The organism is Amycolatopsis sp. M39 (genome assembly GCF_001651785.1).
GTDB lineage: Bacteria > Actinomycetota > Actinomycetes > Mycobacteriales > Pseudonocardiaceae > Amycolatopsis > Amycolatopsis rubida.
Genome location: NZ_LWSF01000004.1, coordinates 722,028 through 748,588, shown reverse-complemented (window position 1 = coordinate 748,588; position 26,561 = coordinate 722,028). Strand labels below are relative to the sequence as shown.

General features: G+C 71.1%; 23 protein-coding genes, 1 pseudogene and 1 riboswitch. Of the genes and pseudogenes, 13 read left to right on the top strand and 11 right to left on the bottom strand.

The features are described 5' to 3' along the window. Together A4R44_RS50265 and A4R44_RS14065 are read right to left on the bottom strand one after the other, a co-directional pair. Nucleotides 1–343 (bottom strand): annotated as a pseudogene (locus tag A4R44_RS50265) (hypothetical protein); the annotation flags it as partial. Nucleotides 344–403: 60 nt separating this feature from the next. Next, the gene (locus A4R44_RS14065; RefSeq protein ID WP_067579940.1) at nucleotides 404–1,381 is read right to left on the bottom strand and encodes a GlxA family transcriptional regulator; all 978 of its coding nucleotides are present in this window, start codon (nucleotides 1,379–1,381) and stop codon (nucleotides 404–406) included. 98 nt (nucleotides 1,382–1,479) lie between these two features. On the opposite strand from A4R44_RS14065, the gene A4R44_RS14060 reads away from it, so the two are divergent. The 3 genes from A4R44_RS14060 (at nucleotide 1,480) to A4R44_RS14050 (ending at nucleotide 3,027) form a co-directional block, all read left to right on the top strand. Further along, entirely contained in the window at nucleotides 1,480–2,178 is a 699-nt protein-coding gene (locus A4R44_RS14060; protein WP_067579938.1) for a DJ-1/PfpI family protein, read from the top strand. A gap of 75 nt (nucleotides 2,179–2,253) precedes the next feature. Then, nucleotides 2,254–2,598 (top strand): STAS domain-containing protein, encoded by a 345-nt coding sequence (locus A4R44_RS14055; protein ID WP_067579936.1) that lies wholly within the window; start codon nucleotides 2,254–2,256, stop codon nucleotides 2,596–2,598. A 60-nt stretch (nucleotides 2,599–2,658) separates the two neighbouring features. Then, nucleotides 2,659–3,027, top strand: a complete 369-nt coding sequence (locus tag A4R44_RS14050; protein WP_067579933.1) for an SPW repeat protein — start codon at nucleotides 2,659–2,661, stop codon at nucleotides 3,025–3,027. 2 nt (nucleotides 3,028–3,029) lie between these two features. Here A4R44_RS14050 and A4R44_RS14045 read toward each other — a convergent pair whose 3' ends face one another. After that, entirely contained in the window at nucleotides 3,030–3,776 is a 747-nt protein-coding gene (locus tag A4R44_RS14045; RefSeq protein WP_067579931.1) for an SRPBCC domain-containing protein, read from the bottom strand. Between the two features lie 121 nt (nucleotides 3,777–3,897). Between A4R44_RS14045 and A4R44_RS14040 the strand changes: the two genes are divergently transcribed. Beyond that, entirely contained in the window at nucleotides 3,898–5,646 is a 1,749-nt protein-coding gene (locus tag A4R44_RS14040; RefSeq protein ID WP_067579929.1) for a pyruvate dehydrogenase, read from the top strand. Between the two features lie 337 nt (nucleotides 5,647–5,983). Here the strand turns inward: A4R44_RS14040 and A4R44_RS14035 are convergent, their stop codons facing one another. The 3 genes from A4R44_RS14035 to A4R44_RS14025 all read right to left on the bottom strand — a co-directional run bounded on the left by A4R44_RS14035 (nucleotide 5,984) and on the right by A4R44_RS14025 (nucleotide 10,388). Further along, nucleotides 5,984–7,888: an ABC transporter ATP-binding protein gene (locus A4R44_RS14035; protein WP_198545288.1), complete on the bottom strand. Its 1,905-nt coding sequence runs from the start codon at nucleotides 7,886–7,888 to the stop codon at nucleotides 5,984–5,986. Nucleotides 7,889–7,983: 95 nt separating this feature from the next. Further along, nucleotides 7,984–9,717, bottom strand: coding sequence for an ABC transporter ATP-binding protein (locus A4R44_RS14030; protein ID WP_067579925.1), 1,734 nt, complete (start codon nucleotides 9,715–9,717; stop codon nucleotides 7,984–7,986). Nucleotides 9,718–9,761: 44 nt separating this feature from the next. Then, nucleotides 9,762–10,388 carry a TetR/AcrR family transcriptional regulator gene (locus tag A4R44_RS14025; protein WP_067579923.1) on the bottom strand — a complete coding sequence of 209 codons (627 nt, stop codon included), beginning with the start codon at nucleotides 10,386–10,388 and terminating at the stop codon, nucleotides 9,762–9,764. A 466-nt stretch (nucleotides 10,389–10,854) separates the two neighbouring features. Here A4R44_RS14025 and A4R44_RS14020 point away from each other — a divergent pair, with 466 nt between their 5' ends. The 4 genes from A4R44_RS14020 (at nucleotide 10,855) to A4R44_RS14000 (ending at nucleotide 13,832) form a co-directional block, all read left to right on the top strand. Beyond that, on the top strand, nucleotides 10,855–11,526 hold the full coding sequence (locus A4R44_RS14020) for a VOC family protein (protein ID WP_067580224.1): 672 nt from the start codon (nucleotides 10,855–10,857) through the stop codon (nucleotides 11,524–11,526). Nucleotides 11,527–11,562: 36 nt separating this feature from the next. Continuing rightward, complete coding sequence (locus A4R44_RS14015) at nucleotides 11,563–11,928, top strand: VOC family protein (protein WP_067579921.1); 366 nt, start codon at nucleotides 11,563–11,565, stop codon at nucleotides 11,926–11,928. A gap of 571 nt (nucleotides 11,929–12,499) precedes the next feature. Continuing rightward, complete coding sequence (locus tag A4R44_RS14005; RefSeq protein WP_067580221.1) at nucleotides 12,500–13,372, top strand: Ku protein; 873 nt, start codon at nucleotides 12,500–12,502, stop codon at nucleotides 13,370–13,372. A 253-nt stretch (nucleotides 13,373–13,625) separates the two neighbouring features. Beyond that, the gene (locus tag A4R44_RS14000; protein ID WP_067579917.1) at nucleotides 13,626–13,832 is read left to right on the top strand and encodes a hypothetical protein; all 207 of its coding nucleotides are present in this window, start codon (nucleotides 13,626–13,628) and stop codon (nucleotides 13,830–13,832) included. A 175-nt stretch (nucleotides 13,833–14,007) separates the two neighbouring features. Here the strand turns inward: A4R44_RS14000 and ahcY are convergent, their stop codons facing one another. Next, nucleotides 14,008–15,468: an adenosylhomocysteinase gene (gene ahcY / locus A4R44_RS13995; RefSeq protein WP_067579915.1), complete on the bottom strand. Its 1,461-nt coding sequence runs from the start codon at nucleotides 15,466–15,468 to the stop codon at nucleotides 14,008–14,010. A gap of 105 nt (nucleotides 15,469–15,573) precedes the next feature. Between ahcY and A4R44_RS13990 the strand changes: the two genes are divergently transcribed. Next, nucleotides 15,574–16,332, top strand: a complete 759-nt coding sequence (locus tag A4R44_RS13990; protein ID WP_067580219.1) for a trans-aconitate 2-methyltransferase — start codon at nucleotides 15,574–15,576, stop codon at nucleotides 16,330–16,332. A gap of 37 nt (nucleotides 16,333–16,369) precedes the next feature. After that, a riboswitch (S-adenosyl-L-homocysteine riboswitch) is annotated at nucleotides 16,370–16,447 on the bottom strand. Nucleotides 16,448–16,503: 56 nt separating this feature from the next. On the opposite strand, the gene A4R44_RS13985 is transcribed toward A4R44_RS13990, so the two are convergent. The 3 genes from A4R44_RS13985 to A4R44_RS13975 all read right to left on the bottom strand — a co-directional run bounded on the left by A4R44_RS13985 (nucleotide 16,504) and on the right by A4R44_RS13975 (nucleotide 18,859). Then, entirely contained in the window at nucleotides 16,504–17,565 is a 1,062-nt protein-coding gene (locus A4R44_RS13985; protein ID WP_067579913.1) for a DNA polymerase IV, read from the bottom strand. 107 nt (nucleotides 17,566–17,672) lie between these two features. Further along, nucleotides 17,673–17,936, bottom strand: coding sequence for a DUF3040 domain-containing protein (locus A4R44_RS13980; RefSeq protein ID WP_067579911.1), 264 nt, complete (start codon nucleotides 17,934–17,936; stop codon nucleotides 17,673–17,675). A 158-nt stretch (nucleotides 17,937–18,094) separates the two neighbouring features. Beyond that, nucleotides 18,095–18,859: a right-handed parallel beta-helix repeat-containing protein gene (locus tag A4R44_RS13975; RefSeq protein WP_067579909.1), complete on the bottom strand. Its 765-nt coding sequence runs from the start codon at nucleotides 18,857–18,859 to the stop codon at nucleotides 18,095–18,097. A 154-nt stretch (nucleotides 18,860–19,013) separates the two neighbouring features. On the opposite strand from A4R44_RS13975, the gene A4R44_RS13970 reads away from it, so the two are divergent. The 4 genes from A4R44_RS13970 to ribA all read left to right on the top strand — a co-directional run bounded on the left by A4R44_RS13970 (nucleotide 19,014) and on the right by ribA (nucleotide 23,462). Then, nucleotides 19,014–20,795 (top strand): serine/threonine-protein kinase, encoded by a 1,782-nt coding sequence (locus A4R44_RS13970; RefSeq protein ID WP_157904862.1) that lies wholly within the window; start codon nucleotides 19,014–19,016, stop codon nucleotides 20,793–20,795. After that, nucleotides 20,792–21,616 carry a hypothetical protein gene (locus A4R44_RS13965; RefSeq protein WP_067579907.1) on the top strand — a complete coding sequence of 275 codons (825 nt, stop codon included), beginning with the start codon at nucleotides 20,792–20,794 and terminating at the stop codon, nucleotides 21,614–21,616. Before A4R44_RS13970 ends, A4R44_RS13965 begins: the two co-directional genes overlap by 4 nt. A 107-nt stretch (nucleotides 21,617–21,723) precedes the next feature. Beyond that, nucleotides 21,724–22,455, top strand: a complete 732-nt coding sequence (locus A4R44_RS13960) for an FHA domain-containing protein (protein ID WP_067579905.1) — start codon at nucleotides 21,724–21,726, stop codon at nucleotides 22,453–22,455. 371 nt (nucleotides 22,456–22,826) lie between these two features. Beyond that, nucleotides 22,827–23,462: a GTP cyclohydrolase II gene (ribA, locus tag A4R44_RS13955; RefSeq protein ID WP_067579903.1), complete on the top strand. Its 636-nt coding sequence runs from the start codon at nucleotides 22,827–22,829 to the stop codon at nucleotides 23,460–23,462. On the opposite strand, the gene A4R44_RS13950 is transcribed toward ribA, so the two are convergent. After that, a complete protein-coding gene (locus tag A4R44_RS13950) occupies nucleotides 23,446–26,541 on the bottom strand; it encodes a discoidin domain-containing protein (RefSeq protein WP_067579901.1) in 3,096 nt (1,031 codons plus the stop codon). The two genes, ribA and A4R44_RS13950, sit on opposite strands and share 17 nt — an antisense overlap. Nucleotides 26,542–26,561 lie beyond the last annotated feature (20 nt).

Sequence of the window (26,561 nt, the reverse complement as noted above, 5' to 3'; positions counted from 1 at the left end):
GGTTGCCGGAGCGCTCCACTGGTCGCTCGGGGTTGCCGGAGCGCTCCACTGGTCGCTCGGGGTTGCCGGAGCGCTCCACCGGCCATCCGGGCTCGCCGGAGCGCTCGGGGTTGCCGGACCGCTCGACGGGTCGTGCGGGCTCGGCCGATCGGCCGGTGCGCTCGGCCGGTCGCCCGGGTCCGGCACGGCGCGCCCGGCGCGGCCCGTCCGGCCGGGCGCGCGGCGGAGCGGCAGGGGGTGGCACGGCGGAGGACGGGGACGCGGATTCGCCCGGCACTCGCGGCAGCGGGCCGGTGTCGTCGGGGTCCTGATCGGGGTAGTCGTGCGGTGCCACGGCGGACATCCTGCCCTCCCGGCCCGCGGTTCGCGCGTACCGGGTGGGGGGAGGAAGCGGGCGTTTCGTTCAGGCGTGCGCAGAACGCAGGTGGACCCGCCGATACGCCGAAGGCGGGGTGTCGAAATGGTCCAGAAACGCTTGCCGGAGCGTCTCCGTGGAACCGAATCCGCAGCGTCGCGCGATCGCGGCGAGCGGGAGGTCGGTGCCGGACAGCAGCCGGGCGGCGTGTTCCGCGCGCACGGTTCGCACGTATTTCCCCGGGGTGGTGCCGAGATGGGCGTCGAACAGCCGGGTCAGCTGGCGGGTGCTGATGCCGGCCTGGTTCGCGAGCGCGTGGGTGCCGAGGTCGTCGGCGAGATGTTCGGCGACGTATGCGGTGAGGTCGCGGACCTGCCGGTGCTCCGGCGGCGGACCGGCGAGGAACATGCTGACCTGCGCCTGGTTTCCGGGCCGCTGCAGGTAGGTGACCAGCGACCGGGCGGCCTCGCGGGCGAGCGTCGGGCCGTGGTCCTCTTCGACGAAGGCGAGGGTGAGGTCGAGCCCGCTGGTGACGCCCGCGGAGGTGTAGACGTCGCCGTGCCGCACGAAAAGCGGCACCGGGTCCACGGTCACCGACGGGTATTGCTCGGCGAGCCGCGACGCGTGCGACCAGTGCGTGGTGGCGCGGCGGCCGCTCAGCAGCCCGGCGGCGGCGAGCACGGTCGCCCCGGTGCAGACCGACGCGGTGCGTCTGCTCCGCGGCGAAAGCCGCCGCACGTGAGCGAGCAGCCGCTCGTCCTTGGCGGCGGCGAGGTGGCCCAGCCCGCCCGCGACGACGAACGTGTCGAGCGGCCCGCGGATCTGGTCGATCCGGACGTGCGGGACGAGCGTGAGCCCGGACTGGCAGGCGAAGGGGAGCCCGTCGACGCTGGCGAGCCGGACCTCGTACGGCCGGGCCGCGCCGAGCCGGGTGGCGGCGTCGAAAACGTCGGACACGCAGGCGATGTCGAGCAGTTCGGCGTCGGGGTACCCGAGGATCACGACCTGCCGGGCGGTACTCGGCATGGCCGCACCGTAGCAGCTCGCCCGGCCGGATCAACCGGGTTCGCAGGATTCCGGACACGCGTGTCCCGTCCTGCCCGCGCGCCCGGGAGGGTGGCGGCATGACCCAGAAAACCTTCGCGTTCGTCGTCTACCCCGGCCTGACGCTGCTCGACCTGGCGGGACCGCTGCAGGTGATCACCGGTCACGCGGCGGCCGACCCCTCGGTCCGCGTGGCGGTCGTGGGCGAAACCCTGGAAACCACCGAAACCGACACGCCGTTGCGGATCGCGCCGAGCCACACCTTCGACCAGGTTCCGGACCCGTCCTGGGTGCTGGTCCCCGGCGGCGGCGCGCCGACGCTGCGCGCGCTCGGCGACGAGAAGCTCATCGGCTATCTCCGCCGCGCCGCGACCACCGCCGAGCTGATGACCTCTGTGTGCACCGGTTCGCTGCTGCTGGGCCAAGCTGGGCTGCTCGAAGGCCGCGAGGCGACGACGCACTGGACGTTCCTGGAGACGTTGCGCGCGTTCGGGGCCACGCCGGTCCGGCAGCGCTGGGCGGACACCGGTTCGGTGATCACCGCCGCCGGGGTCTCGGCGGGCATCGACCTCGCGTTGCACCTGGTGGAGCGGATGCGCGGGGAGGACGCCGCGCGGCTCGTCCAGTTCGGCATCGAATACGACCCGCGGCCGCCGCTCGGCCCGCTCGACTGGTCGCTCGCTCCTCGCGAGCGGATGCGGCCGTTCGTCGACCACACAGTCCGGGAAGGTCTCGCCGGCCGGCCGGAGCTGCGGGACAAGCTCCTCGCCCAGCGGTGACGTTCCGGTGAATTCCCCCACCCGGCTGAGGCGGGACGGTTTGCCAGGGCCGCGCGGGCGCGTACCGTTCCGCCAATGGGTTCTCGCGGGGCGGCCGGTCTCACCGTCTTCACCAGCCGGAGGGACGGGGACACGGTGCTGGTCACGGCCGCGGGGGAGATCGACATCGCGTCGGTGGGGCAGTTCCGCTCCGCGCTGACGGCCGCCTCCGGAGCCGGCGGCAAACTGGTGGTCGACCTGTCGCGGGTCGGCTATCTCAGCTGCGCCGGGCTCCGCGCGCTCGAAGAGACGAGCCGCGCCCGGCCCGCGCTTTCGATCGTGGCGACCGGGCCGCTCGTGCTGCGCGCTTTCGCGGTGTCCGGGATCGAGGCTCCGGTGCGCAGCGGCCTGCGCGAGGCGTGCGCCGCCGCGGGCGCGTGATCTCCGGCCGGAATCTGGGTACCCGTGGGGTGGAACCGAGATCTGCTGAGGTGATCCCAGATGTCCACCAGCACGATGTCCGGCAGGACCGCGGTCTCCGGGGGTGCGGCGGGCCTCGCTGTCCTGGCCGGGCTGTACCTGATCGCCGCGCCCTGGCTGCTGCGCTTCGGCGGGGCCGCCGAACTCGCGGTGAGCAACACGGTCGCCGGGCTGGCGATCGTCGTTTTCGCTGCCATGCGGGCGCGGGATTCCGGCGCGCAGGCGTTGACCTGGGTGCTGCCGGTGCTCGGGGCGTGGGCCGCGGTGTCGCCGTTCCTGTTGCGGTACGGCGACGAGACAGTGCCGTCGGCCGGTGCGGTGACCGGCAACGTGATCGCCGGGGTCGTCGTGGCGGCCGGCGGCGCGGCGTTGCTGCTGCGCCGCCGCTGACCTCAGCTGAGCGCGTGGGCGAGCCAGCGGCTCCAGGCCGCGCTTTCGGCGGTCTCGTCGACGTCCGGCCGGAACAGGTGATGTCCGGCCGCGACCGGCATGCCGAGCAGCGACCGTTCGTGGAACCGGTAGAGGGCGTCCTCGGTGCGGACTCCGGCGTAGTTCGGGGTCGAGTAGTCGAAGATGCCCTCTACCACTTCGTCGCCCACGGTGAACTGGACTTCTTGCCCCGCTGAGGGTTCGGCGGGCAGGCCGAGCGCCGCGAGCAGCTTCGGCCAGGCGTCCCGGCTCGCCGAGGAGGCCGGGCCGTCCGCGGTCACGTAGGTCGCGAACCGGCCGGGGAAGTGGGCCAGCAGCTGGGCGAGCGTGTGCAGGTACATCTCCCAGCCGACGGCGAAGGACTCGTGGTATTCGTCGTCCCAGCCGTCCTGGGAGAACCCGCGGTGGACGAACCGCAGTACAGAAGTGCCGCCTTCGGCCGCTTCCACGAGGAACTCCATCGCGTCGAACGTGCCGTCCTCGGCCGCTTCGCCCCGGTAGGCGAACCTGCGCGGGGGATCCCACGCGGTGATTTCCGCCTCGGTGCGGATTCCGCCGAGACTGAACCGGATCCGTTTCGCCGCGGCGTCGACCTCGTGGCGGCCCATGAACCACGAGTCGATGCCCGGCCCGGTCGCGACGGCCTCCCACACGGCGTCGGGTTCCGCGGGCAGCTGAACCTCTTTGCGCACCTCGAACTCGGGTGGCATCTGCGGCTTCCCTCCTCGGTCCCGATCACCGTGCCATTGACAACAATACCTGTCAATGCGGTGGCGGTTCGCCCGATCGGCGCCAGACTTGGAAGGGACTCTCACGAAGGGACGCAAGAGCATGGCGACGGTGGCCGACCAGTTGATCGACGTTCTGGTGCAATCCGGGGTGCGCCGGATCTACGGGGTGGTGGGCGACAGCCTCAACCCCGTGGTGGACGCGGTGCGCCGCACCGGGGGCTCGGAACGTGGCGGGATCGACTGGGTGCACGTGCGCAACGAGGAGGCCGGCGCGTTCGCCGCCGCGGCCGAGGCACAGCTCACCGGACGGCTCGCGGTGTGCGCGGGCAGCTGCGGGCCGGGCAACCTGCATCTGCTGCAAGGGGTCTACGACGCGCACCGGTCGGGGGCGCCGGTGCTCGCGATCGCGTCGCACATTCCGTCCGCGCAGATCGGGACCGGGTTCTTCCAGGAGACGCATCCGCAGCAGCTGTTCGCCGAGTGCTCGCACTACTGCGAGATGGTGAGTTCGCCGGAGCAGATGCCGCGACTCGGGCGGATCGCGGTGCAGAACGCGGTCGGGCGGCGCGGGGCCGCGGTGCTGGTGCTTCCTGGTGATGTGTCGCAGGAGCCTGCCGCGCACGCCACCGGGGAGTCGGCGTCGCTGGGGAGCCCGCCTGCCGTGGTGCCTGCCGAAGCCGACATCGCTCGTCTCGCCGACCGGATCGATCGGGCGGAGAAAGTGATGATCATGGCCGGTGCGGGGTGCCGGGACGCGCACGATGACGTGCTCGCGCTTGCCGAAGCGGTCGGAGCGCCGGTGGGGCATTCGTTGCGGGGCAAGGAGTTCGTGCAGTACTCGAATCCCTTCGATGTGGGGATGAGCGGGTTGCTCGGGTACGGGGCCTGCTACGAGGCGATGCACGAGGCCGATCTCGTGTTGCTGCTGGGCACGGACTTCCCGTACGACAACTTCCTGCCGCAGCGGAACACCGTGCAGGTCGACATCGATCCGTCGCGGATGGGGCGCCGGTCGGTGCTGGAGTTCGGGGTGCAGGGGGACGTCGGGGCGACGATCCGGGCCGTGGTGCCCCGGTTGCGCGAGCGTGCTGACCGGTCGTTCCTGCATGCCATGCTGCGCAAGCACGAGCGGGGGCTGCAGCGGGTGGTGGACGCCTATACCAACGAGGTGTCGAAGCACATTCCGTTGCATCCGGAGTATGTCGCCGACGTGCTCGACGAGGAAGCCGCTGAGGACGCGGTGTTCACTGTGGACACCGGGATGTGCAATGTCTGGGCGGCGCGGTACATCACGCCCAACGGGCGACGGCGGATTCTCGGTTCGTTCGTGCACGGGAGCATGGCTAACGCGTTGCCGCATGCGATCGGGGCGCAGGCCGCGGAGCCCGGGCGGCAGGTGGTCGCCATGTGCGGGGACGGCGGGCTGGCCATGTTGATGGGGGAGTTGCTGACGCTCAAGACGCATGCCTTGCCGGTCAAGGCCGTGGTGTTCAACAACTCGTCGCTGGGGATGGTGAAGCTGGAGATGCTCGTGGACGGGCTGCCGGAGTTCGGTACCGACCACGATCAGGTGGATTTCGCCGGGATCGCCCGGGCGGCCGGGCTGTATGCGCGGCGGGTGGAGAAACCCGGGGAGGTCCGGGACGGGATTCGGGACATCCTGGGGCACGACGGGCCCGCGGTGCTGGATGTGGTCACGGATCCCAATGCGTTGTCTATTCCGCCTAGTATCACTGCGGCACAGGTCAAGGGGTTTGCGTTGGCGGCCAGCAAGACTGTGCTGAGCGGGGGAGTGGGGAAGATGCTGGAGTTGGCCAAGTCCAATTTGCGGAATATTCCTCGGCTGTGATCTTCGGGGGCGGCTCGTCGCCTGGGGGCGACATTGCGCCCGGTGGGTGCGTGGGGCGCCCCGAAGGGTGAGTGTGACGACGGCGCGGGGGTGCTTGTCAAGGCGGGAAAGATGCCTTGACAAGCTCCCCCGCGCCGTGTTTTTGGCTTTGTATCGGGGGCGGGGGGGAGTGTGGCTGCCTGGGCGGTTGGGTGCGGTGGCTGCGGTGGCTGCGCGGCTTGGGCGGTTGGTCGCGGTGGGGTTCGCGGGTGGCGGTGCGGCGGCGGGCGTTGGTCGTGAGGGGAACCCTGAGGGAATCTGATTCCCCAGGGTTCCCCTCGCGTACGTTTGGTTGCGGTTATTCGGTTTCCGCCATGGCTTCCGCGAATTGGGCCGCGTACAGGCGGGAGTAGGCGCCGCCCGCGTTGATGAGCGTTTCGTGGTTGCCTTGTTCTACGATGTTGCCGTTTTCCATCACCAGGATCACGTCCGCGTCCCTGATCGTGGACAGGCGGTGGGCGATCACGAAGCTCGTGCGGCCGGTGCGCAGGGAGTTCATGGCGTGCTGGATCAGGACCTCGGTGCGGGTGTCCACCGAGCTGGTGGCCTCGTCCAGGATCAGGATCGCCGGCCTCGCCAGGAAGGCGCGGGCGACGGTGATCAGCTGCTTCTCGCCTGCGCTGACGGTGCCGCCCTCGTCGTCCAGGACTGTGTCGTAGCCGTCGGGCAGCGTGCGGACGAAGCGGTCCACATAGGTTGCCTTCGCGGCTTCGATGACCTGTTCGCGGGTCACGTCGTCCGCGCCGTACGCGATGTTCTCCGCGATCGTGCCGCCGAACAGCCAGGCGTCTTGCAGGACCATGCCGGTCTTCGAGCGCAGTTCCTCGCGGTCCATCGCCTTGATGTCGACGCCGTCCAGGGTGATCCGGCCGCCGTCGATTTCGTAGAACCGCATCAGGAGGTTGACCAGCGTGGTTTTGCCCGCGCCGGTCGGGCCGACGATCGCGACGGTGTGGCCGGGGTCGACCGACAGCGACAGGTCTTCGATGAGGGGCGTGTCCTTCAGGTAGCGGAACGACACGTGCTCGAACTCGACCTGCCCGCGCACGACCTCGGGGCGCTGCGGGTGCTCCGGCTCCGGTTCCTGTTCCTTGGCGTCCAGCAGCGCGAACACCCGCTCGGCCGAGGCGACGCCGGACTGCAGCAGGTTCGCCATGCTCGCGATCTGGGTGACCGGCTGGCTGAACTGGCGCGAGTACTGGATGAACGCCTGCACGTCGCCCAGGGTCAGGGTGCCCGAGGCGACCCGCAGGGCGCCGACGACGGCGACCAGCACGTAGCTCAGGTTGCCGATGAACATCATGCCCGGCTGGATCGTGCCGGAGATGAACGACGCCTTGAAGCTCGCCTCGTACAGTGCCTCGTTCTGCTGCCGGAAGACCTCCTCGGCCTCCTTGCCGCGGCCGAAGACGCGCACCAGCGAGTGGCCCGAGTACATCTCCTCGATGTGCGCGTTGAGCTTCCCGGTCGTCGACCACTGCCGGATGAACTGCGGCTGCGCGCGTTTGCCGATCTTGGCCGCGACGAACACCGACACCGGCACCGTCAGCAGCACGATCGCGCCCAGCAGCGGCGAGATGACGAACATCATCACCAGCACGCCCAGCACGGTGAACAGCGACGTGACGATCTGCGACAGCGTCTGCTGCAGCGACTGCGCCAGGTTGTCGATGTCGTTGGTGACCCGGCTCAGCACCTCGCCGCGCGGCTGGCGGTCGAAGTAGCGCAGCGGCAGCCGCGCGAACTTCTCCTCGATGTCCTGGCGCAGCCGGAACACCGCGCCCTGCACGAGGTTCGTCGTGAGCCGCGCCTGGATGACGCCCAGGAACGACGCGAAGACGTACAGCGCCAGCACGATCATCAGCACCTGGCCGACCGCGGTGAAGTCGACGCCGTGGCCGGGCGTCAGGTCGACGCTGGTGAACATGTCGGCCAGGGTGTTCTGCCCCCGCGCCCGCAGGCCCTCGATCACCTGCTCCTTGGTCGCGCCCGCGGGCAGACTCCTGCTGTTCACGCCGGCGAAGATCAGGTCCGTCGCGCGGGCCAGCACCTTCGGCCCGATCACGGTCAGCGCGACGCCGACCGCGCCGAGCACCAGGACTCCGGTCAGCGCCGCTCGTTGCGGGCGCAGCAGCCGGAGCAACCGGGCGAGCGAGCCTGTGAAGTCGAGCGCCTTCTCGGCGGGCATGCCCGCGGACATCATCCGGCCGGGTCCCGCCGCCGGTTGCGGCCGGGTCTTGTCGCGCGCGGCGGCGGCGGGTTCGTCGTCGTGCGCGGCGGCGGGTTTCGTTTCCTCGCTCACGCCGCCTCCTGCTCGGTCAGCTGCGAAAGCACGATTTCCCGGTAGGTTGCGTTGGTGTCCATCAGCTCGTGGTGGGTTCCGGTGCCGACGACGCGGCCGTCGTCGAGCACGATGATCCGGTTCGCGCCGCGGATCGTGCTGACCCGCTGCGCGACGATGACGACGGTCGCGTCGCGGGTTTCGCCGGCGAGCGCGCGGCGCAGCGCGGCGTCGGTGGCGTAGTCGAGCGCGCTGAACGAGTCGTCGAACAGGTAGATCTCCGGCCGGTGCACCAGCATCCGCGCGATCGCGAGCCGCTGCCGCTGCCCGCCCGAGACGTTCGTGCCGCCCTGGGCGATGGGGGAGTCGAGGCCCTGCTCCATCCGTTCCACGAAGTCCTTGCCCTGCGCTACTTCCAGCGCGTGCCAGAGCTGTTCGTCCGTCGCGTCCGGATTGCCGTAGCGGAGGTTGCTGGCGACCGTTCCGGCGAACAGGTACGGCTTCTGCGGCACCATGCTGACCACCGACGAGAGCACCGCCGGGTCGAGCCTGCGCACGTCCACGCCGTCCACCCGGACCGAGCCCTCGGTGGCGTCCATCAGCCGCGGGATCAGGTTGAGCAGCGTCGTCTTCCCGCTGCCCGTGCTGCCGATGATCGCGGTGGTCTCCCCGGGCCGGGCGAACAGCGAAACGTCCTGCAGCACCGGTTTTTCCGCGCCGGGGTAGCGGAATTCGACGCCGGTCAGGTCGAGGTGCCCGTGCTCGGCTCCGGCCGCGACCGGCTCGTCCGGCGGGCGCACGCTCGACTCGGTGTCCAGCACCTCGGTGATCCGCTCGGCGCTGACCTCCGCGCGCGGCACCATCATGAACATGAAGGTGGCCATCATGACCGCCATCAGGATCTGCAGCAGATAGGCCAGGAACGCGGTGAGCGCGCCGATCTGCATGGCCCCGCTGTCGACCCGCTGCCCGCCGAACCACAGCACGGCGACGCTCGACACGTTCACCACCAGCATCACGGTGGGGAACATCAGCGCGATCAGCCTGCCGACCCGCAGCGACACGGTGAACAGCTCGTCGTTGGCGCGGCCGAAACGCTCGCGCTCGTGCTTGTCCCGCACGAACGCGCGGATCACCCGGATGCCCATGATCTGCTCGCGCATGACCTGGTTGATCCGGTCGAGGCGCACCTGCATGAGCCGGAAGGCCGAGCGCATCCGCATGACGATGAGCCCGATCGCGACGCCCAGCACCGGCACGATGACGACGAGCAGCGACGACAGCGGGACGTCCTGCTGCAGCGCGAGCAGGATGCCGCCGACGCACATGATCGGCGCGGACACCATCAGCGTGAAGGTGAGCCCGGCGAGCAGCTGGATCTGCTGGACGTCGTTGGTGGTGCGGGTGATCAGCGACGGCGTGCCGAAGGTGCCGATCTCGCGGGCGGAGAAATCCTGCACCCGGTGGAAGACTCCGGCGCGGATGTCACGGCCGACGGCGGCGGCGGTGCGGGAACCGTAGTAGACGGCCCCGATCGACCCGGCGATCTGCACCAGCGTGATCAGCAGCATCACGCCGCCGATCTTCACGATGTAGCCGGTGTCGCCTTTGACCAGGCCGCCGTCGATGATGTCGGCGTTGAGCGTGGGCAGGTACAGCGCGGCGATCGTCTGCACCAGTTGCAGCGCGACGACGAGCCACAGCACGGCCCGGTACGGGCGCAGGTAACTGCGCAACAGTTTGACCAGCACGGTCGGGTACTCCCCCAAAAAAAGTGAATGGCGTCGGTTCGGGTCTAGCGTGCCGCGCCGGACGCGGCCAGGGCCGGCATCCCGGCGGCTGCCTCCCGCAGGAGGCCGGTGAAGGCCGATACGAACTCTTCGTCGTCGGAGTCCGAATTGAGCCAGGTTTCGAAGGCGATGCGCGAAGCGTTCTGCACAATGCTCGCCATCAGCCGGGCGTGCAACGGATTTGCGTGCTCGCCCGCTCGTTCGGCGATGGCGTCGGCCAGCACGCGCTCGACGGTGGCGAACGCGCGCAGCATTTCGGCGAACAGGGCGCCGTTCTCCAGCAACGCGCGCACCCGCCGCACATTTTCGCGATCCGGACGGTCGTCCTCGGCGAACCGGGTGATCGAGGCGTTGACGACCGCGTCCCACAGCGGCTCGTCGGCGGGCCTCGCCAGGAGTGCTTCGCGCACGCGCTCCTGCCGTTCGACGATGAACGCGCAGACAGCTTCCTCCTTGCTGGAAAAATAGTTGTTGAAGGTGCGCGGGGACACGCCCACCTCGTTGGCGATGTCCTCCACCCGCAACTGGTCGACACCCCGCTCGACCGCGAGCCGGAGCGCGGCTTCGGCGAGCGCCCTTCGCGCGGCTCGTTTCTTGCGCTCGCGCAGGCCCAGGGGTGCGGTGGAGGTCACCGGGACGAGAGTAGCAGCGAAAGTTGCGTGGCGCGAAAAATTATGCGGACCGCGAAAAGTTGCGTTCTCGCAGGGGGGGTCCCGGTTAGAACCGGGATCAACACCCACGACCCCCTGTCCAGGCGAGCGAACGCACTGGCGCGTCGACCGGCTCTCCGCCCCGGGCGCATGCCGGAAGAGCCCCACGTCCGCGCATGCGCGACCGGTGGGGAGGGCGAGCTTTCGCGCACCCCGACGCGGACGCCGTGGCGGCGTTCGCCGACGAGTTCGGTTCGCTCGTTTTCGCCGGAAACGCGACGGCTTCTCCGGTTCGTCCTCCTCGTCGCGATCTTGATCAAGAGGGTGGACAGGCGCTTCCGGGGCTCCCTAATGTGTGTTCGGCACGTATCTGACCATTCGGTCGGCAACTTTCCGCACTGAGGGCGCACGAACTCGCCGCCCCGTGACGCATCCGGAAAGGATCGGCATGTTCCACCTTGACCATTTCTGCCTCGGCGTCCGCGATCTGGGCGAGGGCGTCCGCGGAGTGCGGGAGGAGACCGGGCTCGCCTGCTACGACGGGGGCGCCTTCGCGGCGGGCATCGCGAACACGATCTTCCCGCTCGGCGGGGACGTGTACCTGGAAGTCGAGGCGGTGACCGCCCCGGCGGCCGAGCGGGACGAGGGAGTCGCGTGGTTCGACCGCGTCGTCTCGGACGGCGACCGGTGGATGTTCTGGAGCCTGCGCGCCGACACCCTCGGTGAGCTGGCCGAGGTCGCGCACCGGCTCGGCGGCGAGGTGGCCCGGCTTCCGGGGCGCGTTCAGCCCGACGGCACCCAGCGCGTCATCACCACCGCGCCCGGCCCCGGCCGCGCGCTCGACACGTGCTGGCGGCGGGGGCTGCCGAACTGGTTCTACCGCGAGGACCCGGCCACCAATCCGGATCGCGGTGCGGCGGGGGACGGTGAGCGCGGGGTGGCGGTGACCGGACTGGAGATCGGCGCGGACGCTGGGGAGCTGCGGGAGCACATCGGCGCCGAGACTTTCGACCGCTTGCCGCTGACGGTCGTGTCCGGACAGCCGGGCGTGCGTGCGGTCACGGTGCGCACCGCTTCCGGGCGCGAGGTCACGCTGCGCAGGCAGCCGGCCGACTTGTAGGGACGCGTTCCCGGGCAGCTGTGCCAGGATGAACACATGTTCGATGGATTGCGCACGATCGTGTATCCGGCCGCCGATCTGGCCGCGGCCAAGGGTTGGTGGACCCGGGTGCTCGGGGTGCCGCCGTACTTCGACGAGCCGTTCTATGTCGGGTACCGCGTGCACGGCTACGAACTGGCGCTCGATCCGAACGGCCGCGCGGAGAACGGCGACGGGCCGGTGACCTACTGGGGAGTGCCCGACGCGGAAGCCGCGGTGGCGAAGCTGGTCGGGGAGGGCGCGGCCGAACACTCGGCGGTGACCGATTTCGGCGGCGGGATCCGCGCCGCGCTGGTGCGCGCGCCGGACGGGAACCTGGTCGGGGTGATCGAGAACCCGCATTTCCCGGGCGCTCCGGCTTGAGAAGAGCGCTGGCCGCGGTCGTCGTTCTGGTTCTGCTCGGCACCGGACTGGTCGCGGTCCACCCTGTCCGGCGATCCAGGCGGTGATCTCCGAACTGGGCAGTCAGCACACCGAACTGCTCAGTCCCGGGCGAGCCAAGGCGCCGCCCGCGACGACGGTCGCCAAGAGGGCGAGCGTCGGCGCATCGAGACCGGGGCAGCGGCACTGCGGACGGTCGAAGCACGGGCCTCGTGCGGATGGATCGTCGATCTCCGCGCCGACACGCGGCCGATGCTGACCGTGCTGGCCTCGTTGCCGGGAAACGGCGTCGCGGGTTCGTTCGCCGGGCTGGGGCTGGTTCCGGAGTTCTGGTCCGTCCGCCGGGCGAGAGCCCGGGCACGGACGAGGCCGATCCGGTCCGGCCGACCGCGCCCGGCACCGGACCCGGAGGCCGCCGCCGGTGAGCGGCTGCGCACGCGCGGCGCCCGCGCGTAGCCCCCGGACCTGCGCGGACTGTCGGAATCGGACGATCGCGGCTACGGTGGTCACCGAGCGTGAATACGTACCGGGGAACTCGGCGGAGGTGCGCGGCATGCGGTCGATGTGGAAGGGCTCGGTGTCGTTCGGGCTGGTCAGCATCCCGATCCAGCTGTACGCGGCGACCGAGAACAAGAACGTGTCGCTGCGCCAGGTGCACGTCGCCGACGGCGGGCGGATCCAGTACAAGCGGTTCTGCTCGGTCGACGGCGAGGAGGTGCCCTACTCCGACATCGCCAAGGGCTACGAGCTGCCCGACGGCGAGATGGTGGTGATCACCGACGCCGACCTCGCCGAGCTGCCGCTGCCCACCCAGCATTCGATCGACGTGCTCGAATTCGTGCCGCTGGAGTCGATCGACCCGATCCGGTTCGACCGCACCTACTACCTGGAGCCGCAGAAGAACGCGGTGAAGCCGTACGTGGTGCTGCGCGACGCGCTGCAGAAGGCGAGCCACGTGGCGATCGCGAAGGTCGCGGTGCGCCAGCGGGAGAGCCTGGCGCTGCTGCGCGTCGTGGACGACGTGCTCGTGATGACCACGATGCTGTGGGCCGACGAGGTCCGGGTCCCGGATTTCCCGTTCCTGCACGAGGATCCGCCGCAGGTCCGCGCGCAGGAGGTGACCATGGCGGGGTCGCTGATCGACTCGCTGTCGGAGCCGGTGTTCGAACCGGAGAAATACTCGGACTCCTACCGGGAGGCGCTTGAGGCGATGATCGAGGCGAAGGCGGGCGGCGGCCGGACGGCCGGCGCGCCGAAACAGGGGGAGAAGGCCGAGGTCGTCGACCTGATGGCGGCGCTGGAGGCGAGCGTGTCGGCGGCGAAGAAGACCCGCGGGCCCGCCAAGGAGACGAAAAAAGCCGCCGGCGACGGCAAAGCGGCGGCGAAGAAACCGGCGTCGCGGGCTCGGCGGCCGAAGAGCGCCTGATCGGGGATTTCGCCGGTACGCGGCTGGCGCGGCGGATGTTCCGCGCCGCGGAACAGGGAAATTTCACTGCTGCCGTCCGGAAAACGCCGGTCGTCACGCCGGGTGAGCGAGTGCGGCGGACTTCACCGGACCGGGGCGCCGACACGCCGCCGGGTATCCTGCGACGGCGAGATTTCCAGTGGTACCAAAGAGGAGTCCGGCCCGGAGCAACCGGCGCCGGGGACTCGAATACCTGAGCGGAAGGCGGCTGAGCATGGAGTGCGCGTTCTGCACGAGCGGCATCGACCACTGTCACGGCACCCTGGTGGTCCACCCGGACCGCGGGTTCGCCGAGTGCACCGATCCGTCCTGCCTCGACCTGGACCGGGTCCGGCACGGCCTGATCATCGACTGTCACACCCTCGACGCCGGGTGCGCCTGCACCGGAGCCGAGAAACCCCTGCTGCGGCAGGCTTCCTGACCTCCGGCGGCGCCCCGGCCGGCACCCCGCGTGGCCGGGGCGGCTTTACCCGATCGGGTAGCTTGCCGTGTACAAGCTGCTTGGCGATGTGCTAACACTACCGGGGGTCCTTCGGCTCTCCCTCCCCCTCGGAGCCGGAGGACCCCTTCTCCCGCGGCCGTGCCCGGCGGCGCGGTCAGTAGCGGTAGTGGTCCAGTTTGTACGGCCCGTCCACGTCGACGCCGATGTACTCCGCCTGTTCCTTGCTCAGCTTGGTCAGCCGGACGCCGAGCGCGTCCAGGTGCAGCCGCGCGACCTTCTCGTCCAGGTGCTTCGGCAGCCGGTACACGTCGTTCGCGTAGTCGCCCGGCTTGCCGAACAGCTCGATCTGCGCGAGCACCTGGTTCGCGAACGACGCGGACATCACGAACGAGGGATGCCCGGTCGCGTTGCCGAGGTTCATCAGCCTGCCCTCCGACAGCACGATGATCGCGTGCCCGTCCGGGAAGCGCCACGTGTGCACCTGCGGTTTGACCTCGGTCTTGACGATGCCCGGGATCTTCGCCAGCCCGGCCATGTCGATCTCGTTGTCGAAGTGGCCGACGTTCGCGACGATCGCCTGGTGCTTCATCCGCGCCATCTGCGCCGCGGAAACGATGCCGAAGTTGCCGGTGGTGGTGAGGAAAATGTCGGCGCGCTCCACGACGTCGTCGAGTTCGACCACGTCGAGCCCGTCCATCGCGGCCTGCAGCGCGCAGATCGGGTCGACCTCGGTCACCACGACGCGCGCGCCCTGCCCGCGCAGCGCCTCGACCGCACCCTTGCCGACGTCGCCGTACCCGCACACGACGGCGTACTTTCCGCCGATCATCACGTCGGTGCCGCGGTTGAGGCCGTCCGGGAGCGAATGGCGGATTCCGTACCTGTTGTCGAACTTCGACTTCGTGACCGAGTCGTTGACGTTCATCGCCGGGAACAGCAGCTCGCCGTTGGCCGCGAGCTGGTACAGCCGGTTCACGCCCGCCGTGGTCTCCTCGGTGACCCCGCGCATCGCGCCGGCGATCCGGGTGAACCGCCGCGGGTCCTGCGCGAGGCTGGCCGCGAGGGTGCGCAGCAGGATCCGGTAGTCCTCCGGGTCGTCCTCGTGCGCGGCGGGCACCGCGCCCGCCTTCTCGAACTCGGCTCCCTTGTGGACGAGCAGGGTCGCGTCGCCGCCGTCGTCCAGGATCATGTTCGGCAGCGCGCCGCCGGGAAAACGGAACAGCTGGTCGGTGCACCACCAGTATTCGTCGAGGGTTTCGCCCTTCCACGCGAATACCGCGGTGCCCTCGGGCCGCTCCGGCGTTCCGTCCGGGCCGACCACGACCGCCGCGGCCGCCTCGTCCTGGGTGGAGAAGATGTTGCAGGACACCCAGCGCACCTCGGCGCCGAGCGCGACGAGCGTTTCGATCAGCACCGCGGTCTGCACGGTCATGTGCAGCGAGCCCGCGATGCGCGCGCCCTTGAGCGGCTGGGAGTCCGCGAACTCGCGGCGCAGCGCCATCAGGCCGGGCATTTCGTGCTCGGCGAGGTCGAGCTGGATGCGTCCGGCCGCGGCGAGCGACAGGTCGGCGACCGCGAACTGCACGGCGCCGGCGGTGCGCAGGGTGGGCGACATTTTTTCCGTTCCTTTCGGGGTTTTCGGGCATAACGGAGCACCGGCGCCTGGCCGGTGCCGGAAAAGGGAGGCGCGCGCGGTGCGGATCAGGCCAGAATGGCGGGCATGGCAGAACGCGCGTTGAGTTTCGGGGCGGTGGCGGAGGCGTACGAGCGGTACCGTCCGGGATATCCCGCCGAGCTAGCGGAAAAGGTGCTGGACTACGCGGGTGCGCCGGTGGCCGAAGCCCTCGAAATCGGGGCTGGGACGGGGAAAGCGACCCGGCTCTTCGCGGGACGGGGGATCGCGGTCACCGCGACCGATCCGGATCCGGCGATGCTCGCCGAACTGCGCAAGCACCTGCCCGCCGGCGTCGAGACCCGCCGCGGCGCGCTGGAAGACCTGCGGCCGGACCGGCGGTACGGGCTGGTGTACTCGGCCGCGGCGCTGCACTGGACGGACCCGGCCGGGCGGTGGCCGCGGATCGCCGCCCTGCTCGCGCCGGGCGGGGTGTTCGCGTCGTTCGGCGGACCGGTCGACCTCGCGGATCCCGTTGTGCAGAAAGCGATCGACGAGGCTCAAGCGCCGTTTCTGGAGAGCGCGGAGTTCCCGTCGCCGGACGGCACGCCGCCGGGGAACGCACTGCAGTGGCCCGGCACGGAACTTGAGCAGTCCGAGTTGTTCGCCGACGTCCGGCAGGTCGTCGTCCGGCAGCGGACGAGGCTGAGCGCGGACGAGCTGATCGGGCTGCTGGCCACGGTCTCGGCGTACCTGATTCTGCCGGTTTCGGTGCGGGAGCGGGTTTTCCGGCGGATCCGGCAGGTGCTTCCGGAGACGGTCGAACTGGTCGCCGACCACACGGCCCACCTCGCGCGACGGCGCTGAGACGGCCGAAATCGCCAGTGGCACGCGGCACCTCCTGAACCAGGAGGCGCCCTTCGCTCGAAGTCCCGCGGGCCGAGCGTGGCGGGGAAACCCCGTCGCAGCGCCTCTCGGCCCGGAGCCGCGCCCCAGCGGGCGCGTCCGTTCCACCTTGGCAAGCCCGGCCGGGGCCTGTCAAGCGCGCGGGAATTCGGCGCGGACGCCGAGCAGCCGCACCGGTTTGCCGAAGGCGAAGCGGCCCAGCAGGTCTTGCGCCGCCGCGGCGAGCACGGCCGGATCCGAGGACGGTGCGGGCAGCGTCACGCTGTGGGTGTGGGTGTGGAACGGCGCGAACCGCACTTTGACCGCGACGCGCGCCGCGGGACGGCCCTCGTCGGCGACGTCCCGCGCGACGCGTCCGGCCAGGGTCGCGGTCTCCCTGGCGATGGCGTCGGGGTCGGTGAGGTCTTGCTGGAATGTCGTTTCCCTGCTTCGGGAACGCGCGACGTACGGGGTCGCGCTCACCTCGGCGTCGCCGATGCCGCCTGCCAGCAGGCGATACCACGGACCCAGCTTCGGCCCGAACCGCGCGGCGAGCGCGTCCGGGTCGGCGGCGGCGAGGCCGAGAATGGTGGTGTACCCGGCTTCGGCGAGTTTCTTCGCGGTTTTCCGGCCGATTCCCCATAACGCGTCGGTGCGCCGTTCCGCCATGACCTCCCACCAGTTTTCCTGGGTGAGCCGGTAGATTCCGGCCGGTTTCGCGAACCCGGTGGCGAGTTTGGCGCGCAGCTTGTTGTCGCCGATTCCGACCGAGGACGAGAGCCCGGTTTCTTCCTCGACGCCGCGCCGGATTTCCGCGGCGAGCGCCTCGGGATCGTCGGCGGTCGCGCCGAGGAAAGCCTCGTCCCAGCCGAGCACCTCGACGACCACCGGGAATTCCCGCAGCCGGGCCATGACCCGGTCGGAGACCTCCTGATACGCCGGGGCGTCGACGGGGAGGAGGACCGCGTCCGGACACCGCTTGACGGCCAGCCGCAGCGGCAGGCCGGAATCGACGCCGAACTCGCGCGCCTCGTAGGACGCGGTCGCCACGACGGCGCGCTCGGCCGGATCGCCGTTCCCGCCGACGATCACCGGCCGCCCCCGCAACTCCGGCCGCCGCGCGACCTCGACGGCGGCGATGAACTGGTCGAGGTCGACGTGCAGCACCCAATCGGACACCGGACCAGTGTGCGGTGCGCGGGGCGGGCGGCGCATCCTGTGGAGAGTGCGTGCGGAGAACCCTGACGGAATCAGATTCCCGGAGGGCGGCCCTCACGGACCTGTGGCGTCGCGTGCAGGTGCGATGGGCGAGGTCTGTGCGCTCACCCGCGGCGGCGGGCGACGTGCGCCGCGACCCCGCCCGCCGCGGCGAAGAGGGCGCAGACCGTCAGCGCGGGGCTCGAAGCGGCGATCCCGGCGACCAGAAGGCCGCACGCGGCGACGTCCAGCAGGATCGCGAACGCGGTCAGCAGCGCGGCGGAACGGGCCGGTTTGCCGCGGCGCAGGGCGGCGGCCAGTTCCGGGTCGCTGGTTTCGAACCAGCGCTCGATCTTGTCCAGCTCGACGCGTTCGTGGTGACTGAGCATGGAGGTCTCCTTCGGCGGCCCGCGTGCCGTCCCGGAGGAAGTACCCGTCCCGTCCGCTGGTGAACCGCGTCACCCTCGATTCACCCGGCTGCCCGAACCCCGCGCGAAATCCGGCGGTTCCGGTCACCGTGCGCGGTCGGCCGGACCGTCCACAAAGGTCACGGAGCGCAAGCGGGTTCCGGTCCGGTGTAGCCCTTCCGTGACGAATCGTCGATGCCGACCTCGCACGGGATCGACGGGTCCACGCGGTTGCCTTCGACCTGGGCGCCGGTGGAGTGGATCGCCAGGCCGATCGCGTGGTCCGGGCCCGCCGCGAAGGTATTGCCGGTGACGACGGCCTGCTGGACGTCCTCGAACATCAGCGTCTGCGAGGCCGCGAGAGTTTCGCAGAAGTTGTCCTTGATCAGGAAATCCGTGGTGTGGCCCTTTCCGTCGCCCTCGCCGTCGTTCGGGCCTTCGGCCATCAGGCACATGTTGGCGATTTTCTCGCAGCGGTTTCCTTCGATCCGGACGTGGTTGCTCGGCGGGCTGTCGCTGGAGAAGGTCTGCATGCAGTCGGCGTGCGCGCCGTCGCGGTTCGAGGTCCGGCTGATCGTGTTGTGCTCGATGGCGAGGTAGTCGCCGAAGAACCGGATGCCGTCGCCGTCGCCGCCTTGCGGGGCGGTGATCCTGGTGTTCTTCAAGGTCACGTGATCGCCGCGGATTTCCACGCCGGGCGCCGGCGGTCTGTCGAGAGTGAATCCGTCGACGACGACCCAGTTGGCGTCGACGTCGATGCCGGGGACGGACCTCCCGCCGCCGGAATACACGCGCGGGTGGCCCGGGGTGCCGCCGGCGGTGATGTGCAGCCGGGAACCGGCGTGCGCGGGCGGGGCGAAGGCAACGGCCAGTACCGCGGCGCCGGCCAGGACGAGGGTGCGCAAGGGTCTCCTCTTTTTCGCTCGGACGGGGGTACGCGGCGAAGATAGGGCCGGACGGCGGGAGGGGTCCCCGGGCCGCTTTCTGCGGACGCGCGTGATGCAGTACCGTTACTGCGAGTTACCTCACAGGGGTCGGACCACGCCGAGGGGAGCGTCGGTGCACGCGGACCAGCTCATCGCGGATCGGTACCGGCTGCTGGAGCGCGTCGGCAGCGGCGGCATGGGCGTCGTCTGGCGGGCGCACGACGACCGGCTCGACCGGGAGGTGGCGCTCAAGCAGGCCCGCCTGTCCGACGTGGTGAGCGGGCGGACGCTGCGCCGCGAGGCCCGGCTGGCGGCAGGCGTGCTGCACCCCAACGTGGTCACCTTCTTCGACGTCGCCGCCGACGGGGACGAGCTGTGGCTGGTGATGGAGTACGTCCCGTCGCGCAGCCTCGCCGAAATCCTCGCGGCGGAAGGAAGGCTGCCCGCGCGCACGGTCGCCGAGATCGGCGTGCAGATCGCGGCGGCGCTCGGCGCGGTGCACGGGCACGGCATCGTGCACCGCGACGTCAAGCCGGGCAACGTCCTGATCGCCTCGGACGGCCGCGCGAAGCTCACCGATTTCGGCATCTCCCGTTCAGTCCGCACGGACGAGACGGTCACCGATTCGCCGCTCATCGGCGGCACGCCGGACTACCTCGCCCCGGAGGTCGCGCAAGGGCATCCGCCCACCGCGGCGTCGGATGTGTTCGCCTTGGGGGCAACGCTTTTCGCCGCCGTCGAGGGCACGCCGCCGTTCTCCGGCGGCAACGAGTACGCCACCATCCGCCGGGTCGCCGAGGGCGCGGTACCGCGTGCACGGCACGCGGACGGTCTCGCGCCGACGCTGGAACTGCTGATGCGGCGCGAACCCGCCGAACGCCCGACCGCGGTGTCGGCGGGGGAACTGCTGGCCGAGGGGATCGACGCGCTGCCGGTCGACGTGCCGTCGCGGCGGCGCAACCGGCGCGGGCTGCTGATCGCCGGGGTGGCGGCCGCGGCGGTCGCGGTCGTGGTCGCCGCGTATTTCGTGACGCGTCCGGCCAGGACGGACGCGACTCCGCCGGTGGAACAGGCGAAGCTCGGAATCGGTCCCGACCCGCGGGCCGCCGACCCGTGCCGGCTGGTCGACCCCGCGCCGCTGAAGCCGTTCGGCGACCCGGAAGTGGTTTCGGACTACGGGAACTTCAACCGCTGCGACGTGCTCCTGCATCGCGGCGACCGCCAAGCGGACGTCCTGGTGGAGCTGAACGATCCGCCCGGTTCCGCGCTGGAAGGCACGCAGTCGAAATCCGGGCCGTTCCCGGTTTTCGCCGCTTCGTCGCCGGATCAGTGCGAGCGGACGATCCAGCTGCAGGACCGGTTCGCGGTGAAGGTGACGGCCAGGCAGGACGACGGCTACCAGCTCGACCTGTGCCGGGCCGCCGACACGGCGGTCGCTTCGGCGGCGAAAGCGATGACAGCGGCCGGGGTTCCCCCGCGCGCGCGGGCGTTCCCGGCGGGTTCGCTCGCGGATGTGGACGCGTGCTCGCTGCTGGACTCGATCGGGGTCTCCGCGACGGCCGGGGTCGCCGCGCCGGTCCGGATCGAGCGCGGCTTCGGCGGCTGGTGGTGCGACTGGACGAGCCCGGCGAGCGACCGTTCGGTCACCGTCATGTTCGACCGGGACCAGCCGCCGGGCAGCGAGACCGGCCAGCTCGTGCAGATCGGCGGGCACGACGCCTATGTCATGACCGACGATTTCGCCGAGAACACCTGCCAGGCGGTCCTCGTCTACCGTTCCTACACCGACGCGCACGGGGACCCGAGAGTGGAACAGCTGCGGGTCGTGGTGCGGGGAAAGCCGCCCTCGGACCGGCTGTGCGCGCCAGTGTCCACTTTGGCCGGTTCGCTGGCCGGAAAGCTGCCGAAGACATGACCGCGTTTCCCGGCGGCCCGCCGGAAGAGCTGGGCCCGGACCACGGCAGCCTCGCGCACGGCGTCCCGCCCTCCCCGCCGGGCACGATCTTCGCCCTCGCGGTGACCGGCGGCGTGCGGATGCCGCCGCGCGAAGGCAGGCAGGTGTTGTTCGGGCGCAACCGCGACGACGTGCACGTGTGCGTCGGCGAGGACGACCGGAAGGTCAGCCGGAAACAGGGATTCCTGGTGCGCCGCCGGGGTTCCTGGTGGATCCACAACACCGGGAAGCTGCCGATCCGGCTGCCCGGCTCGCGGCTGCTGTTCCCCGAAGAGGAGCCGGTGCCGCTGGCCGAGGGCTACACCGCGGCGTTCGTGCGCGGTTCGGCCGGGCGCGAGCATCTGCTGGAGGTGTACGTCGCGGGCGCGGACGGCCGCCGCCCGGATTCGCGGCCGCAGGACGTCACCGAACCGCCGCGGATGTGGCGGCTGACGCCGGACGAACGGCTCGTCCTCGTCTCGCTCGCGCAGCGGTATCTGCTGCAGGACCAGTATCCGCAGCCGCTCGCGTGGCGGCAGGTGGCGGAGCAGTTGTCCGAGCTGAAACCGGAGGCGCGCTGGAGCGGCAAGCGCGTCGAGCACCTCGTCGGCGCGGTGCGCGCCCGGCTGGCGCGCGCCGGGGTGGCCGGGCTGACCAGGGAAGAGGTCGGCGAACCGGTCGGGAACGCGCTCAACGACAACCTGATCAAGGAACTCCTGCTGTCGACGACGCTGATCCCGCCGGACCTGGCGCTGCTCGAACCCGGGGACGATCCGGGAGGGGTCCCGGCTCCTCCTGCTTGACTCGCGGTGCGCGGCGGATGCGCCCCCGCGCCCCCGGCGGGCCGTCGCGGCCGCCCGGCCGGGGTCCGGCAGCGGCTTCGCGGGGGGTGTCCGTGGCAGGGGAGGCGATGCGGACGCTGCCCGCGGGACACCCGAGCCTCGCGCTCGGGTTCGCGTCGCCGCCGGGCACGCTGGCGGTGCTGGGACGCGCGGGGGGCGTCCTGGTGCCGCCGGCGGCGCGGGAGCCGGTCACGTTCGGGCGGAACACCGCCGAGGTGACGGTGCCGCTCGGCGAGGACGACCGCCAGGTCAGCCGCCGCCACGGCGTGCTGGAGCGGCACGCGGGCCGGTGGTGGGTGCGGGCGACCGGCAAGGTGCCGCTGCGGCTGCCGCGGTCGCGGCTGGTGTTCGCCGGGGCCGCGCCGGTTCCGCTGCCGCCCGGCTATCTCCCGGTGTACGCGCGCGGTTCGGGGGACCGCGAGCACGTGCTGGAGATCCGGATCGCCGACGGGACGCCGTCGCCGGTCCCGGCCGGGCGGCTGCGGCCGGACGAACGGCTCGTGCTCGCGATGGTGGCGCGGGGGTTCCTGCGGCGGGAGGAGCGGCCGCGCCCGGTGCCGGTTCCGCTGGCCGCGCGCCGGTTGTCCGTGCTCGATCCGGACGGCGGGTGGACCGCGGAAGCGGTGGCGGGGGTGCTGGATTCGGTGCGGTTCCGGTTCCGGCCGGGGTCGCCGGACGAGGATCTGGTGGCGGCGCTGGTTTCGGCGGCGGTGCTGGTGCCGCCGGATCTGGCGTTGCTGTCGCCGGAGCTGCCGCCGGCGGGCGAGACCGGGCGGATGCCGTCCACGTGGGGGAGCTAGGCGGTCGCCGTATGCTTGCCGCGGCCGCGATCCCGGTGCGGCCAAGACGGGCGATCGGGTGCCGGGCACCGGGAGTTCCCGTCGCCCGCGCCCGTACCAGGCGTTGTCCCTCCCGGAGCGGGCGGAAGAAGTCGCGGAGTTCCCGGGCGTACCGCTCAGGCTCCTCGAACGGCGCGAAGTGCCCGCCGCCCTCCGGCTCGGTGGCGCGGACAGTCCGGCCGTGGTGCGGGCGGGATCGGTTCGGCGGCGAACAATTCCGGACGGCAGGGCATGCCCGCGAGCCTGCGTGAGCTTGGCCGCACTCCGGGACCGCGGTCGTGCCGGTGGTTCTGGGTAGGGTCGGAATCACCGAGGGGGAGAGGAGTTGCCCGATGACGACAGTTCCACAGGTGCGCACGCGAGTACGGATCCCGTTGCGGTTCGGCGACGGGCCCGCGGCCGAGTCCGAGGCGGTCACGTTCGCCGGGCTGTCCGACGGGCTCGAGCATCTTGCCTTCGTGCTGGGAAAACCCGGTCCGGTGCCGTTGGTGCGGCTGCATTCGGAATGCCTCACCGGCGACGTCTTCGGATCCGCTCGCTGCGATTGCGGCCCGCAGCTGGCGGAGTCGGTCGCGCGGATTTCCGAGGCGGGCGGGTACCTGCTCTACTTGCGCCAGGAGGGCCGCGGAATCGGGCTGTACAACAAGCTCGACGCGTACGCGCTGCAGGATTCCGGGTTGGACACCTACGCGGCGAATTCCGCGCTCGGCCTGCCCGAGGACGCGCGCGACTACACCGCGGCCGCGCAAATGCTCACCCTGTTCGGCGTTCAGCAGCTGGATCTGCTGTCGAACAACCCGGACAAGGCGGCGCAGCTGGCGCGGCACGGCATCGACGTGCGCGAACGCGTCCGTACCGGGGTTTTCGCGAACGAGGACAACGTGCGGTACCTGCGCGCGAAAGCCGAGCAGACCGGGCACACGCTCGCGTTGCCGTTCGAGGAGCGGCCGGCTAGTTCGGCGGTGTGAGGGCGGAGATCCGGGCGAGGCTGGCGTCGCCTCGTCGCCAGTCCAGGGTGCGGAGGGCGAGGTAGCGGACTGGCCGGGCGAGCGCGACGGAGGCGGCGCGTTTTCGGCCGGGGCGGGCAGCTTCGGCGTAGGTGACGCCGTCGGTGCTGGTCTCGACGGCGGTGGCGGGTACTCGTCCGGTGGTCCAGGCGAGCTCGACGGTCGCGATCTGCAGCGGTGCGCCGAGGTCCGCCACCAACCGGCCGCCGGGACCGGGTTGCCACGCTGTCGCCGGGTTGTCGTCGACGGCGGCGTCCGGGCTGGTCATCCCGGGTGGCAGCGGTTCGGCCGGGAAGGTCACGGCCCCGAGCGCGCGGTCGTTCAGCGGGTACGGCCGGGCGTCGGCGAAGACGACCGGCACGGTGCGGCGTGGCGGCAGCGCGACGGTGCGCGGGCGGCCGCCGGCCGGGGTCACGGTCACCACCGCCGGGAGCAGTCCAGACGGGGCGGTCAGGTCGACTCGGCTGGCGTCGTGCACTACCGCGGTCAGGCCGGGCGGGACGGCGCTGCCGAACAGGCCGCGCACGGTGAATCGGGGCGGTTCGATCCGGCCTTCGCCGGGGGCCAGTTCGCAGCCGAACGAGCTGCCGGACGGGGTGGCTTTCTGCGTGCCTCGGTACAGGAGCAGCGCGGTGCGATCCTGGGGCAGGGAAGCGGTTCCGGTCGCGGTGCGGCCGGAAAGATTGGCCAGCACCAGGAAATCGTCGGTGACGCTCGCGTGGACTCCGGTGGCGGTGGCGGTGGCGCGAGCGCGCCGGGCGAGCTTCGGCAGGTCCGGGCGGCCGGCGTACAGCTCGGCCAGCAGCGGCGCGGGCGGACCGGCGGAGAGCGTGACGTGGTCGTTGGTGACGGTGAGCGGACGGGGGCTGGTGACGACGATTCCGGCCCGGCCGTCGATGTCGAGCCAGCCGCCGGTGCTGTGCAGCGCGGGCACCGGATAGGTCGCGACGGACGTCCAGGCGACGCCGTCGGGCGACGTTTCGATCCGGTACTTCCGTCCGGCGCCGGCCTCCCAGCTCAGACGGACCCGATCAACCCGTTGCGGTGCGCCGAGATCGACGGCGAGCCAGCTGTCCGCGCGCGGACGGTCCGATGTGGACACTGCCCAGCGGGTGGCGGAATCGCCGTCGGTGGCGTACTTGGCCTCCTTGCCCGGCGCGGCCGACGACGCGGACGCAGTTCCGGCCGGGGCGAGATCGGGACCTTCGCCGTCGTGGACTTCGAAGGACCAGAGCGAGTAGCCGTACTGCGGATCCGGCTGGACGCCGAGCATCCGCACATGCCGCGCTGTCACCGGGGAGAAGGTCAGGTCGTCGGTGCGCGCGCCGACCGGCCCGGACTGTGCCGGGAGCGTCACCGATCCCTCGGCAGCGGTGTAGGTGCGTTTGCCGTCGAGGCCGGGAACGCCTGGCATGGCCAGGTTGTAGACGTTGAGCACGCCCTCGTCCGACGCGACACCGGTGCTGGCGTAGACCGCGGTGCCGGTGGGGAGCGTGGCGAGCGCGGCGTACCCGGCGTCGAACCGCAGGACGCCGACGGTACCGTCGAATCCGTCGCGGACCTTGCGGTAGGTCGTGGCGTGGCGTTCGCGCACGGCGATGTTCGTGGCGGGCAGCAGCATCGGGTTGGCTCCGCCGAGGACGAACAGCCAGTCGTCGTGGTTGGGCTGCCAGGCGAATTTCACGAAGCCGGGTTTGGTGACGGTCGCGGCCCACGCGGCGGGGGAGCGCTGCGCCAGGAGGCCCGGTCCGGTGCCGAAGTCGGCGGCGCGAGCGGCGCGGGCGTCGAACTCTTCCCTGCGCACCGCACGGATCGGGCCGCCGTGCCCGGCGCGCCATTCGTGCAGCAGGTAGCTGATGGCGAGTTCGGCGCGGGCTTCCGGCTCGTACTTGGGTTCGCCGGAGAACTTCGTGATCCGGTCGACCGGCGGGTAGGCCTGGTACGGCTCCAGCCGCGCGGCCAGCTGGGCCTCGGCGTAGGCGGCGTGGCGGTCGCCGAGCACTTGCGCGCGGAAGGCCAGCGGGATGACGTCCCGGCCGTAGAGGTGTTCGCGGTCGGCGACCATCGGCATCAGCGGTTCGCCCGCGTCGCTGGTCATCAGGAGCATGGTGCGCCACAGCAGTTCGCCGTTCGGCTGCGCGGTGAGGACCTCGGGCAGCGGGACGCCGGCGGCGAGGAAGTGCGCCGCGTTGCGGCCGGACGTGCGCCAGAGTTCTTCCTGGTAGTGCGGGCCGAACGAACCGTGGTTCTCGACGAGGAACGTGTCGTACAGGTTGGTCGCGGTGTTGCCGCTGACCGGCTTTCCGTCGACGAGCCGGGGATTCGCCAGATCCGCCGCGGGCAGGCCGCCTTCGTTGCGGCTCCAGGAACCGAAGGCCGCGCGCCATTCCGGAGCGCGCGGATCGTTCGGCGCCCAGGCGAGCGCGGGGGCGAGCGACTGCGCGTAGACGCCCATCTCTTCCAGCTTCGTGTCGCCGACGTAGCCGCCGCGCAGGCCGTTGGGCGTCCAGTCGCCGGAAGCGGGATCGTTGCCGGTGCCGAGGCCGGCCGTGTAGGCGGCCTGTTCGGTGGCGATGCGCTCGACGTTGCGGCGCGTCGCCGCGTCCAGCTCTGTCCACAAGAGACGCGCGGCGAGCTGGAAGTAGGACTGGAAAGTGGTGTCGAAGAACAGTGTTCGGCCCCACTCGGTGCCGCCGGTGAGCCGGTTCGAGGCAGCGAAGTGCTTGATGGTGGCGAGGGTGTGCGCGCGGAGGGTTTCGCGGTCGGTTCCGGCGACGGCGGCGTCGTAGCCGTCGCGGGTCAGCAGCAGCGCGTTGCCGAGGACGACCGCGAAGGTGAAGTCGCGGGCCGGGTAGATCCCCGTAGCCTGGTCGAACTGCTGCTCGGCCCAGCGGGTGTGCCGGAGCAGGACCCGCAGATAGGTCGCGGCGACGGGATCCGGAGCGGGCCGGGACGCCGCTCGCGCTGGTCCCGAGGCCAGCAGGACCACGGCTCCGGCGCCCGCGAAACCGAGCGCCTGCCGCCGGGTGAACCCGTCCATCCCGTGTCCTCCCGAGTGCT

What these genes read in the sequence shown, in the direction of transcription:
- A4R44_RS14005 (WP_067580221.1), top strand. Translation starts at nt 12,500, where the DNA reads ATGCGGTCGATGTGGAAGGGCTCGGTGTCGTTCGGGCTGGTCAGCATC.
- A4R44_RS14020 (WP_067580224.1), top strand. Translation starts at nt 10,855, where the DNA reads ATGTTCCACCTTGACCATTTCTGCCTCGGCGTCCGCGATCTGGGCGAG.
- A4R44_RS14065 (WP_067579940.1), bottom strand. Translation starts at nt 1,381, where the DNA reads ATGCCGAGTACCGCCCGGCAGGTCGTGATCCTCGGGTACCCCGACGCC.
- A4R44_RS14035 (WP_198545288.1), bottom strand. Translation starts at nt 7,888, where the DNA reads ATGATGTCCGCGGGCATGCCCGCCGAGAAGGCGCTCGACTTCACAGGC.
- A4R44_RS14060 (WP_067579938.1), top strand. Translation starts at nt 1,480, where the DNA reads ATGACCCAGAAAACCTTCGCGTTCGTCGTCTACCCCGGCCTGACGCTG.
- A4R44_RS13985 (WP_067579913.1), bottom strand. Translation starts at nt 17,565, where the DNA reads ATGCGCCGCCCGCCCCGCGCACCGCACACTGGTCCGGTGTCCGATTGG.
- A4R44_RS14040 (WP_067579929.1), top strand. Translation starts at nt 3,898, where the DNA reads ATGGCGACGGTGGCCGACCAGTTGATCGACGTTCTGGTGCAATCCGGG.
- ribA (WP_067579903.1), top strand. Translation starts at nt 22,827, where the DNA reads ATGACGACAGTTCCACAGGTGCGCACGCGAGTACGGATCCCGTTGCGG.
- A4R44_RS14015 (WP_067579921.1), top strand. Translation starts at nt 11,563, where the DNA reads ATGTTCGATGGATTGCGCACGATCGTGTATCCGGCCGCCGATCTGGCC.
- ahcY (WP_067579915.1), bottom strand. Translation starts at nt 15,468, where the DNA reads ATGTCGCCCACCCTGCGCACCGCCGGCGCCGTGCAGTTCGCGGTCGCC.
- A4R44_RS14000 (WP_067579917.1), top strand. Translation starts at nt 13,626, where the DNA reads ATGGAGTGCGCGTTCTGCACGAGCGGCATCGACCACTGTCACGGCACC.
- A4R44_RS13990 (WP_067580219.1), top strand. Translation starts at nt 15,574, where the DNA reads ATGGCAGAACGCGCGTTGAGTTTCGGGGCGGTGGCGGAGGCGTACGAG.
- A4R44_RS14050 (WP_067579933.1), top strand. Translation starts at nt 2,659, where the DNA reads ATGTCCACCAGCACGATGTCCGGCAGGACCGCGGTCTCCGGGGGTGCG.
- A4R44_RS13960 (WP_067579905.1), top strand. Translation starts at nt 21,724, where the DNA reads ATGCGGACGCTGCCCGCGGGACACCCGAGCCTCGCGCTCGGGTTCGCG.
- A4R44_RS13950 (WP_067579901.1), bottom strand. Translation starts at nt 26,541, where the DNA reads ATGGACGGGTTCACCCGGCGGCAGGCGCTCGGTTTCGCGGGCGCCGGA.
- A4R44_RS14055 (WP_067579936.1), top strand. Translation starts at nt 2,254, where the DNA reads ATGGGTTCTCGCGGGGCGGCCGGTCTCACCGTCTTCACCAGCCGGAGG.
- A4R44_RS14045 (WP_067579931.1), bottom strand. Translation starts at nt 3,776, where the DNA reads ATGCCACCCGAGTTCGAGGTGCGCAAAGAGGTTCAGCTGCCCGCGGAA.
- A4R44_RS13965 (WP_067579907.1), top strand. Translation starts at nt 20,792, where the DNA reads ATGACCGCGTTTCCCGGCGGCCCGCCGGAAGAGCTGGGCCCGGACCAC.
- A4R44_RS13980 (WP_067579911.1), bottom strand. Translation starts at nt 17,936, where the DNA reads ATGCTCAGTCACCACGAACGCGTCGAGCTGGACAAGATCGAGCGCTGG.